Below are 11,005 nucleotides of genomic sequence, written 5' to 3'. Positions count from 1 at the left end.
ACCCGGAAGCTAAGCCTCTCAGCGCCGATGGTACTGCAAGGGGGACCTTGTGGGAGAGTAGGACGCCGCCGGACTCACATTTGCAACACCAGGGAACCCCTGACCATCCGTGGTCAGGGGTTTTCTGCGTTCGTGGTGTCGGTAGTACGCATCCGCGGCAGTATGATCGGCCGACGACGAAGGAGAGCGATGACCGATCTGCTCGAGGTCACGCCGCCGGAGCCGGGAGCCTCGTGGCCGGTGTTGACCGATGCCACCCGCGCGGCACTGCGGGAGATCGTCGTGCACGGTGTGCTCTCCCGGGCGGAGATCGCGCGGTCCCTCGGACTGTCGCGGGCGAGCCTGACGCGAGCGGTCCGAACCCTTCAGGAGCACGGGTTCGTGACGGAGGTCGGCACGGGGGTGCGCGGTGTCACCGGGCGGCCTTCGGAGCTCCTGCGCGCCAGTACGGGCCGGTGGGAGTTCCTCGGCGTCAAGCTCACGCCCGACCGTCTCTACGCGGCCGTGACCGACCTCGACGGTCGTGTCCTGGCACTCCATGAAGAAGCGGTGCCGGACACCGAGCCGCGGGCGCTCGTCGACCAGCTGGCGGCGATGGTGCAGGTGCTCCGTCGGGCGTCGCCGGCGGTGTGCTCCCTCGGTGTCTCCGTGCCGGGTGACGTCGTGACCCGGGACGACGTCGCCGTCGTCGAGGTCTCGCAGTTCCTCGGATGGCGGGACGTGCCGCTCGCGGCCCTGTTGGAGGAGCGGACCGGTCTCGTGACCCACACGGCGAACGACGTCGACGCCCTGACGGCGAAGGAGCACTGGATCGGCGCGGGCGCAGGGGTCCGGTCCATGGCGCTCGTCACGGTCGGCACGGGCGTGGGCTTCGGGCTCGTCACCAACGGCGAGGTGTCCGAGGGGGCGCACGGTCGCTTCGGCCGCGTCGGGCACCTGCCGGTGTACGGCGGCGGGCCCGACTGCGGGGTGGGACACCACGGGTGTGTCTCGAGCTACCTGCCGAGCTCGATCATCGCCAGGAACGCCGGAGCCGGGGACGACGAGTACGCGGCGGTGGTCGAGCGTGCCCGTGACGGGGAGCCGCGTGCCCTCCAGGCCTTCCGCGACGCCGGTACGGCGCTCGGGGTGCTGCTCTCGACGGTGGTCACCCTGGTCGACCCGGAGTCGATCGTGCTCACGGGTGACGGGCTGCCGGTCCACGACATCGCGCGGGCCGAGGTCGAGGAGGCGTTCCGGCAGGGGCTCCGCCCGTACGAGGCGGCCGTCACCGTCGTGGTGCAGCCGTTCGAGTTCTCCGAGTGGGCCCGTGCAGCGGCCGTGCTGGCCATCCGCCGGTCCCTCCGCTCCTGACGGAGCACGCGTTAGTTTCACAAGTTGACAAAGACCCGGCGCGGACGGGATGCTGGTGCGGTCCACCGTCGAAGGAGATGCCGTGACCGCTGCCCGTTCCGTGCCCTGGCCCACCGAGGGTCTGTCCTTCGGAGGTGACTACAGTCCCGAGCAGTGGCCGCGCGAGGTGTGGGACGAGGACGTCCGCCTGATGCGGGAGGCCGGCGTGAACCTGGTCACGGTCGGGGTGTTCTCGTGGGCGCTGCTCGAGCGGTCGCCGGGGGAGTTCACGTGGTCCTGGCTCGACGAGGTACTCGACCTGCTGCACGCCAACGGCATCGCGGTCGACCTCGCGACCCCGACGGCGGCCCCGCCGAACTGGCTGCTGACCGCGCACCCCGAGGTGCTGCCCGTCGACGCCACCGAGCGGCGCGAACGTCCCGGGGGCCGTCTCGGTTGGTGCCCCGCGTCCCCGGTGTTCCGCGAGCACGCCCTGCGCATCGTCGACGCGCTGGCCGATCGGTACGGCCGGCACCCCGCCGTGCGGCTGTGGCACGTCAGCAACGAGCTGGGGGGCGGCAACGCCCGCTGCTTCTGCGAGGTGTCGGCAGCGGACTTCCGGCGGTGGCTCCGGGCGAGGTACCCGGACGTCGACGCGGCGAACGCGGCCTGGGGCACGGCCTTCTGGGGCCACACCTACACGTCGTTCGAGGAGGTCTCGCCGCCCCGCGGTGTCGGCGGCGCGCCGAACCCGGGCCTGGCCCTCGACTTCGAGCGGTACTCCTCGGACGCCCTGCTGGCGCACTACACGGCCGAGCGCGACGCCATCGAGCGGCACTCGGACGTGCCGGTCACCACGAACTTCATGGTCGGCGCCGGCTCCCACGTGGTCGACTACGCCGGGTGGGCAGAGCACGTCGCCATCCCCGCGAACGACCACTACACGTTGGTGGACGACCCGGACCGCGCCGAGGACCTTGCGGCGTCCGCCGACCGGATGCGCGGCATCGCCCGCGGTCGGACCCCGTGGCTGCTCATGGAGCACTCGACCGGCGGGCCAAGCTGGCAGCAGCGCAACCGGGCGAAGGAGCCCGGCGAGCTGATCCGGAACTCCCTCGCGCACGTCGCCCGGGGGTCGGACGGCGCGCTGTTCTTCCAGTGGCGCGCCTCGACCGCGGGTGCCGAGCAGTTCCACTCCGCGATGGTCCCGCACGCCGGCACCCGGACCCGCGTCTGGCGTGAAGTGTGCGCCCTCGGCCGTGCGCTCGAGGCGCTCGCCCCGGTGCAGGGCGCACCCGTCGAAGCCGCCCGGGTCGCGATCGTCGTGGACGAGGCGTCGGGCTGGGCGTTGCAGGCCGGGCTCAAACCACACCGGGGGCTCCGGTACGGGCACGAGGTCCGGGCGTGGCACACCGCGTTCTGGCGTCGGCAGGTCACCACGGACGTGGTCCCGCTCGACGCCGACCTGAGCGGGTACGACGTGGTCGTCCTGCCGACGCTGTTCGTCGTCGACGCGGCCTTGGCAGCGCGCATCAGCGCCGTGGTCGACCGCGGCGCGACCCTGCTCGTCACCTACGCGTCGGGCATCGTGGACGAGACCGCGCGGGTGCTGCCCGGCGGCTACCCGGGTGCCTTCCGCGACGTCCTGGGCGTGTGGGCGGAGGAGTTCGTCCCGCTCCAGCGCGACCAGCACGCGCGGCTCGACGACGGCACGCTCGTCACCGACTGGGCCGAGGACCTGGTGGTCGAGGACGCCGACGTCGTGCTCCGGCACGTCGACGGCCCGCTCGCCGGTCGTCCGGCGGTGACCCGCCGCGCCGCCGGTGGCGGCGCCTGGTACGTCTCCGCGATGCTCGAGCAGGACGGCGTGCAGCGGATCGTGGACCGGGTCGTCGAGGAGCGGGCGGTCCCGCGGACGGTCACCGCGCCTCCCGGCCTGGAGGCGGTGCGTCGCGTCCGAGACGACGGTTCCGGGGTCCTCTTCCTCCTCAACCACCGCGACGACGACGTCACGGTCGTAGCCTCCGGCACCGACCTGCTCGACGGCTCCGGGCAGGGCCCGGAGACCGTCGTGCCCGCCGGTGGCGTCCGCGTGCTGCTCGAGGCGGTGACCGCATGACCGTCGTGGAGCGCGCCGTCACCGAGGCCGGGCTGCCGGAGCGGACCGTGCACGTGCTGCGCGGGGGCGGCGTCGCGCTGGTGCTCGCGAGTCGTCCGGACGGGCTGCCCGAGGTGCTGCACTGGGGTCGGGACACCGGACCGGTCGCGGCCGCGGACGCCGCGGACCTCGTGCTCGCGCAGGACCGTGCGGTCTCGCCGAGCGCCTACGACGCCGCGTGGCCGCTGACGCTGCTGCCCACCGAGCACGACGGGTGGGAGGGGCGACCGGGGATCGCCGGGCAGGTCGGCGGGCGACCGCTCGTCCCCGTCTGGCACGAGGCCGCGGTCGCCGGGACCGACACCGAGCTCGTGGTCGACGCGGTGTCGGACGAGCTGACGCTGTCGATCGTCCTCGCCCTCGATGCCGCCGGCGTGCTCCGGGTGCGGCAGACGGTCACCAACACCGGTGTCGAGGACGTCGAGCTGACCGCGCTCGAAGCCGTGCTGCCGGTGGGGGAGCGTGCTGCCGAGGTGCTCGACCTGGCCGGGAAGTGGACGCGCGAGCGGACCCCGCAGCGACGGGCCCTGACCGACGGGGTGCACGTGCGCGAGAGCCGCCGCGGTCGGACGGGTCACGACGCCCCGACCCTGACGATCCTCGGCACGACCGGCTTCGACGACGCGCTCGGCGAGCTGTGGGCGGTGCACCCGGCGTGGAGTGCGGACACCGTGCACCGCATCGACCGGCTGGCGGAGGCGCGGACCCTGCTCGGCGCGGGCGAACTGCTGCGGGCGGGCGAGGTGGTGCTCCGACCGGCGGAGGGGTTCACGGCACCCGAGACGGTCTTCGTGTGGAGCGACGGCGGACTCGACGGGCTGTCGGCGCGACTGCACGACTCGTTGCGTGCACGCCCGGGGCACCCGGTCAGCCCGCGACCGGTCGTCCTCAACACGTGGGAGGCGGTGTACTTCCGGCAGGAGCTGGAACCGCTGCTCGAGCTGGCCCGAGCGGCGGCCGACGTCGGGGTCGAGCGGTTCGTGCTCGACGACGGCTGGTTCACCGGCCGCCGGTCCGACACGACGTCGCTCGGCGACTGGACGGTGGACGCCGAGGTCTGGCCGGACGGGCTCGGCCCGCTGGTCGACGGGGTGCGCGCGCTCGGGATGGACTTCGGGCTCTGGTTCGAGCCGGAGTGCGTCAGCCCGGTGTCCGCCCTGGCCGAGGCGCACCCGGACTGGTTCCTGCAGGACCCCGACCGGGCGCGGACCTGGCGGCACGAGTACACGCTCGACTTCGCGCGCGCCGATGTCCGCGAGCACGTGCTCGACCGGATGTCCGCGGTGATCGAGGAGCACCACGTGGACTTCGTGAAGTGGGACCAGAACCGCGACGTCGTGCAGACCGTGCACGCGGGACGGGTCGGCCTCGGTGCCCACACGCGCGGGGTGTACGCCGTGACGGACGAGCTGCGCCGACGACACCCGTGGCTCGAGATCGAGGCCTGTGCCTCCGGCGGCGCCCGGGTCGACCTCGGGGTGCTCGAGCGGACCGACCGGGTGTGGGCCTCGGACTCGAACGACGCGATGGAGCGGCTCGCGATCCAGCGCTGGACGGAGCTGCTGCTGCCGCCGGAGCTGATCGGCTCGCACGTCGGCCCCGAGGTCTCCCACACCACGGGCCGACACCTCGACCTGGACTTCCGGATGGCGGTGTCGCTGTTCGGCAGCGCCGGCATCGAGACGGACGTCACGCGCTGCACGGCCGCCGAGCGCGACCGGCTGCGGGAGTGGACGGCGCTCTACAAGCGGGAACGCGGGCTGCTGCACTCCGGGCGGGTGCACCACGTGGACCTCGGGGACGCGGGGCTTGCGACGACCGTCGTCGTCGGCGCCGACCGGGACCGCGCGCTCGCGCGGGTCGTCCGGACGGAGACCGGACCGCGGGCGCTCGCGGTGCCGCTGCGTTTCCGTGGGCTCGACCGCCGCCGGCGCTACCGGGTGGCGCCGGTGACCGGGCTGCGCGTGCCGAAGGGCGTGGACGTCACCCGGACGCCGTGGCTCGAGCGGGGGAGCGTCGAGCTGTCCGGAGCGGTGCTCGAGGACCTCGGGGTCCGGCTGCCGTCGCTCGCGCCCGGCACCGCGCTGGTGCTCGAGGCGCAGGCGGTCTGACGCAACGACCAACGGGGCCCTGCACATGCAGGGCCCCGTTCGTCGTTCCACGTCAGTCGAGCAGGTCGCCGGCGTGCCGGAGGACCAGCGGGCCGACGAGCGCCTCGGCGTCGACGCCCGGCACGCGGGACACGGTGAACACGACGTGCTCGCCCGGCAGCAGGGACACCAGACCCTCGTCCACGCGGGCGCTCGACACGAGCCGGTCCGGGAAGAGCGACAGGTCGCGGACGTACCCGGTCGCCGTGACCGTGACCCGGGCGCCGTCGTCGGTCGGCTCCACCTCGGTCGTGAACGGTCGGCGCGCGAGTCGCTGGTCCACCACCTCGGCGAGGTCGTGCACCCGCCGACCGGAGGACGTGCCGGTGACGACGAGGACCTCGCCGGCGGCGTCCTCCGACCGAGCGACCTCGACCGGCAGCGGCACCCGTACCGCGTCCGCCGGGGCAACCGTCACGGACGCGCTCGTCGACGCGAGCACCGTGCCGTCGAAGGACCGCCGCTCGACGACGAGGTCGTCCGTGACCGCACCGGCGCCGGCGTTCACGACGACGACCTCCGTGCCGGCACCGTCCTCCGACGGCTGCACGGTGGCGAGGACCGGACGGTAGGCCTGCCGCACGGCGTACCAGACGGGCTTCCGGTGCCCGGCGTGGTCGACGAGCGCCCACGAGACCACGGGCCAGTCGTCGTTCAGCTGCCAGACGACCATGCCCGTGTTGTCGGGCGTGCGGGACCGGAACCAGTCCATGCCGAAGCGGATCGCGTGCGCCTGGTTCAGCTGCGCCGCCCAGTGCCAGTCCTCGATGCTCCGCGGCTCGGGCAGGTGCCCGCGCATGCCGTCCGCGAGCTTCCGGTTGCCCTCGTGCGCCTTCTGGTGCACGAGCATCTCGTGGCCGTCCGGGTCGAGGGGCTCGTCGTGCACCACGGCGGTGAGCGTCGACCAGGCGGGCGGGCCCTGGTACCCGAACTCGGCCACGAACCGGGGGTGCCAGTCGGCGTAGGCGGTGTAGTCCTTCGTGTTCCAGACGTCCCAGATGTGCACGGTGCCGTTGCGGTCGTCGTTCGGGTGCAGGTACTCGTCGAACGAGAACGGGCTGCCCGGGGTGTACGGGCGGGTCGGGTCGAGCTCGGCGACGACCGCGGGCAGCAGGGACCGGTAGTACCCGTTGCCCCAGGTCCGCCCGACGAGCGACGGCCGCCAGCCCCACTCGGCGTACGCGACGAGGTTCTCGTTGTTGCCGTTCCAGACCACGAGCGACGGGTGCGGGCTGAGGCGGGTGACCGCTTCGCGGACCTCGGGCTCGACCTCGTCGGCGAGCCAGGGTTCCTCGGCGTAGGCGGCGCAGGCGAAGAGGAAGTCCTGCCACACGAGCACGCCGAGTTCGTCGCAGCGGTCGTACAGGTCGTCGGACTCGTAGATCCCGCCGCCCCAGATGCGGAGCAGGTTGACGTTCGCCTCGATCGCGTCGTCGATGCGCTCGGTGTAGCGCTCCGGCGTCATCTCGGTCAGGTACGCATGGTCCGGGATCCAGTTCGCGCCGCGCACGATCACCGGCTCGTCGTTGACCCGGAGGAGGAACGGCGCACCGCCGGCGTCGGCAGCGGTGTCGAGCGTGACCGTCCGGAAGCCGACGCGCCCGGTCCAGACGTCGTCACCGACCTCGACGCGGACGTCGTAGAGCGGCTGCTCGCCGTGGCCCCGCGGCCACCAGACCGCGACGTCGGGGAGCTCGAGGCGGACCGCAGCGGACCCGGCGGCGCGACCGCCGGAGACCGGACGCGACCCGGAGACGGACGCGCCGTGTCCGGAGACGGTGACGCGCACCTCCAGGCCGGTGCCGGTGGTGCTGTCGGTCACCGGAGCCGAGCCGATGTGCTGGCGGAAGCCGCCGGTGGTGCCAGCGTGCTCGACGTCGACGTGCGCGGTGAGCACGCCGGTGGCGCCGTCGACGTCGACGAGGGGGCGGACCGCGGCGATCCGCACACCGCTCCAGGACTCGATGCCGATCGAGCGCCAGATGCCGCTCGTGGCGACGTCGACGCCCCAGTCCCAGCCGAAGTTCGACGCGTTCTTGCGGAGCGCGTTGTACGGGTGGTGGTTGACGTGGGGGAGCTCGCCGCCGTGCTGCTCGGACAGCCGGACGGCGGCCGGCACCGGTGCGTCGAACGTGACCACGAGCTCGTTGTCGCCCGGTCGGAGGAGGTGGCCGACCGGGAACCGGTAGGAGCGGTGCTGGTTCGCGGTCGTGCCGACGACCAGCCCGTTCAGCTCGATCGTCGCGAGGGTGTCGAGCCCCTCGGCCACGAGGTCGTGCCGTTCCGCGGTACCCGTGCCGACGACGTGCTCGGTGTCCGTGCTGTCCCAGGTGAAAGTGCGGCGGTAGCGCCACACGGTGTCGCCGATCCACTGGGTCGCCGCCTCGCCGTCGCCGTCGAACGGGTCCGGGATCCGCCCCTCGCGGAGGAGGTCGGTGTGCACGCATCCCGGCACCACCGCCTCGGTGGGGGTCCGGAACGGCTCGGACTCCGCCGGACCGGTCACCGCCTCGAGGGTCCAGGGGCCGTCCAGTGTCGTGCGCTCCATCGCGCCTCCTCAGTTCTGCAGATGCTTGACCGGGTTAGTTTAGCCGTGTAACAATCGCCGTCAACGAACTGGACTGCGACGGAGCAGACCGAGAGGACAACGATGTCAGTACTCAACCGTTCACGGCGGCTCGCCATCGCAGCCGCGGCCATCGTCACCACCGCCGGGCTCGCCCTGACCGGCTGCAGCTCGAGCGGGACCGCGGCGTCGTCCGACTCCGCGAGCACCCTCGTCGCCTACACCGGGCAGTCCGGCGACTACCAGATCAACTTCAACCCGTGGTCCCCGTCGAACATCGGCGGCATCGGCACCATCTACGAGAGCCTCTTCTTCATCACCAACGTGAACACCGAGGACCCCAAGCCGCTCCTCGGCAAGAGCTACGAGTGGAACGCCGACGGCACGCAGCTGACCATCGAGCTCCGCGAGGGTGCGAAGTGGAGCGACGGCAAGCCCTTCACGGCGAAGGACGTCGTGTTCACCCTCGACATGCTCAAGCAGGACAAGTCGCTCAACTCGATCGGCTACACCGGCACCGCGAAGGCCGAGGGCGACTCGAAGGTCGTCGTCTCGTTCGACGAGCCGTCGTTCGTGCTCGGCCCGAACCTGCTCGGCAAGACCTGGATCGTGCCCGAGCACCTGTGGAAGGACATCGACCCCGCCACCGACGTCATGCGCGAGCCGGTCGGCACCGGCCCGTACACGCTCGGCAACTTCAAGGCGCAGGCGTTCACCCTGACCGCGAACGAGGACTACTGGGGCGGTGCCCCGGAGGTCAAGACGGTCCGCTACCTGTCGCTCTCCGGCAACACCGCCGGCGCCGACGCGCTCAAGCAGGGTTCGATCGACTGGCAGACCGGCCCCGTCCCGAACATGGACGACATCAAGGGCAACTACCCGGGCTACGACGGCATCACGATCGGGCAGAACCAGATGGCCCTGATCACCTGCGCGAACACCGACCTCGGGTGCTCCGGACCGCAGACCGACCCCGCCGTCCGGCACGCCGTCGCCGACGCGATCAACCGCAAGCAGCTCAACTCGCTGGCGTTCGCGAACACCGCGAGCGACATCTCGCCGACCTTCGCCCTCACCACCACGCAGCAGGACATGATCTCGAAGGAGATCGAGCCGGCGGTGATGCCGGACTCGCCCGACACCGATGCGGCCGCCTCGACGCTCGAGGGCGCCGGGTGGGAGAAGGGCTCGGACGGCATCTACGCCAAGGACGGGCAGAAGCTCTCGCTGACCGTCGAGGTCGTCACCGGCTGGACCGACTACATCACCGCCATCGACACGATGACCCAGCAGCTCAAGGCCGCGGGCATCGAGCTCAAGGCGCAGCAGTCGTCGTGGAACGAGTGGACCGACAAGAAGACCAAGGGGCAGTTCCAGCTCGCGATCGACTCGCTCGGCCAGGGCCCGACCGCGAACCCGTACTACCTCTACAACAACAACCTCGCGACCTCGAACACCGCGAAGGTCGGCGAGGGTGCCGCGACGAACCTGTCCCGCTACAGCAACCCGGACGTCGACGCCGCGCTCGCGAAGCTCAAGGCGATCAACCCCGAGGACACCGCGGCGACCCAGCCCGAACTCGACACGATCCAGCAGCACCTCGTCGAGGACATGCCGTACATCCCGATCCTCACCGGCGGCACGACGAGCGAGGTGCACACGGCGAAGTTCACCGGCTGGCCGACCCAGGACGACCTGTACGCCTTCCCGGCGATCTGGGCCAGCCCGGACAACGCCGAGGTGTTCAAGGCCCTGAAGCCCGTCAAGGGCTGACGGCGGACCGCGACCGAGGAGCACTCGTATGCAGTACTTCCTGCGCAAGATCGGCTTCTACGTCGTCGCCCTGTGGGCGGCCCTGACGCTGAACTTCATCATCCCCCGGCTCCTGCCCGGGAACCCCGTGGACATCCTGCTCGCCAAGCTGCAGCAGCGCGGCGGGCAGATCACCCCGGAGACCAGGGAGGCGTACCAGCTGCTCCTCGGTGGCGACTCCTCGCAGCCGCTCATCGTGCAGTACGGGCAGTACCTCGGCAACGTGTTCCGCGGTGACCTCGGGGTGTCGGTGAGCTACTTCCCGGCACCCGTCACCGAGGTCATCGGGAGCTCGCTGCCGTGGACCATCGCCCTCGTCGGGATCGCCACGATCCTGGCCGCGGTGATCGGCGTGGCCCTCGGTGCCTTCGTCGGGTGGAAGCCCGGCACCTGGCTCGACTCGTTCGTGCCGGCCACCACGCTGCTCGCCGCCGTGCCGTACTTCTGGCTCGCGCTCATCCTGGTGTACTTCTTCGCCACCGGACTCCACCTGTTCCCGGCCCAGGGCGGCTACGACGTCGTCCTCGACCCCGGATTCAACGGCCCGTTCCTGATGTCGGCACTCGAGTACGGCGTGCTGCCGGCGGCGACGATCGTGCTCGCCTCGCTCGGCGGCTGGCTGCTCGGCATGCGGAACATGATGGTGTCGACGCTGTCCGAGGACTACATCACCACGGCGCTCGCGAAGGGCCTGCCGCCCGGCAAGGTCCTCCGCAACTACGCCGCCCGCAACGCCGTGCTGCCGTCGGTCGCCGGGTTCGCGATCTCGCTCGGCTTCATCGTGTCGGGATCGGTCGTGACCGAGCAGGTGTTCTCGTACCCGGGCATCGGGTCGAAGCTCCTGTCCGCGGTCACGAACAACGACTACGCGCTCATGCAGGGCATCTTCCTGTTCATCACCCTCGCCGTGCTCGGCGCCAACCTCGTCGTCGACCTGCTGTACGGGCTCATCGACCCGCGCACCCGGGCCCGGAGCTAGGAGGACAC

The 11,005-nt window shown here is 71.7% G+C and carries 6 protein-coding genes and 1 rRNA gene; 6 read left to right on the top strand and 1 reads right to left on the bottom strand.

From position 1 onward, the window contains the following. From rrf to QUG92_RS08820, 4 genes are all read left to right on the top strand, one after another. A 5S ribosomal RNA gene (rrf, locus tag QUG92_RS08835) occupies positions 1 to 74 on the top strand; the annotation flags it as partial. Between the two features lie 115 nt (positions 75 to 189). Further along, entirely contained in the window at positions 190 to 1,353 is a 1,164-nt protein-coding gene (locus QUG92_RS08830) for an ROK family transcriptional regulator (RefSeq protein WP_182047972.1), read from the top strand. Positions 1,354 to 1,435: 82 nt separating this feature from the next. Then, the gene (locus tag QUG92_RS08825) at positions 1,436 to 3,451 is read left to right on the top strand and encodes a beta-galactosidase (RefSeq protein WP_289458768.1); all 2,016 of its coding nucleotides are present in this window, start codon (positions 1,436 to 1,438) and stop codon (positions 3,449 to 3,451) included. Further along, a complete protein-coding gene (locus tag QUG92_RS08820; protein ID WP_289458767.1) occupies positions 3,448 to 5,601 on the top strand; it encodes an alpha-galactosidase in 2,154 nt (717 codons plus the stop codon). The genes QUG92_RS08825 and QUG92_RS08820 overlap by 4 nt, the downstream gene beginning before the upstream one ends. Positions 5,602 to 5,653: 52 nt before the next feature. Here the strand turns inward: QUG92_RS08820 and QUG92_RS08815 are convergent, their stop codons facing one another. Beyond that, entirely contained in the window at positions 5,654 to 8,188 is a 2,535-nt protein-coding gene (locus tag QUG92_RS08815; protein ID WP_289458766.1) for a glycoside hydrolase family 2 protein, read from the bottom strand. 102 nt (positions 8,189 to 8,290) lie between these two features. Here QUG92_RS08815 and QUG92_RS08810 point away from each other — a divergent pair, with 102 nt between their 5' ends. Both QUG92_RS08810 and QUG92_RS08805 read left to right on the top strand, forming a co-directional pair. Beyond that, a complete protein-coding gene (locus QUG92_RS08810) occupies positions 8,291 to 9,979 on the top strand; it encodes an ABC transporter substrate-binding protein (RefSeq protein WP_069711272.1) in 1,689 nt (562 codons plus the stop codon). Between the two features lie 28 nt (positions 9,980 to 10,007). Then, positions 10,008 to 10,997 (top strand): ABC transporter permease, encoded by a 990-nt coding sequence (locus QUG92_RS08805; protein ID WP_069711271.1) that lies wholly within the window; start codon positions 10,008 to 10,010, stop codon positions 10,995 to 10,997. The last annotated feature ends 8 nt before the right edge of the window (positions 10,998 to 11,005 follow it).

Origin of the sequence: Curtobacterium citri, from assembly GCF_030362955.1 — a bacterium.
GTDB lineage: Bacteria > Actinomycetota > Actinomycetes > Actinomycetales > Microbacteriaceae > Curtobacterium > Curtobacterium citri.
Note: the sequence above shows the minus strand (reverse complement) of the source record. Positions and strands in the feature narration are given on the sequence as shown.

Excerpts from the sequence above, each read along its gene's own strand:
- QUG92_RS08830 (WP_182047972.1), top strand. The coding sequence starts at position 190 with ATGACCGATCTGCTCGAGGTCACGCCGCCGGAGCCGGGAGCCTCGTGG.
- QUG92_RS08820 (WP_289458767.1), top strand. The coding sequence starts at position 3,448 with ATGACCGTCGTGGAGCGCGCCGTCACCGAGGCCGGGCTGCCGGAGCGG.
- QUG92_RS08815 (WP_289458766.1), bottom strand. The coding sequence starts at position 8,188 with ATGGAGCGCACGACACTGGACGGCCCCTGGACCCTCGAGGCGGTGACC.
- QUG92_RS08810 (WP_069711272.1), top strand. The coding sequence starts at position 8,291 with ATGTCAGTACTCAACCGTTCACGGCGGCTCGCCATCGCAGCCGCGGCC.
- QUG92_RS08805 (WP_069711271.1), top strand. The coding sequence starts at position 10,008 with ATGCAGTACTTCCTGCGCAAGATCGGCTTCTACGTCGTCGCCCTGTGG.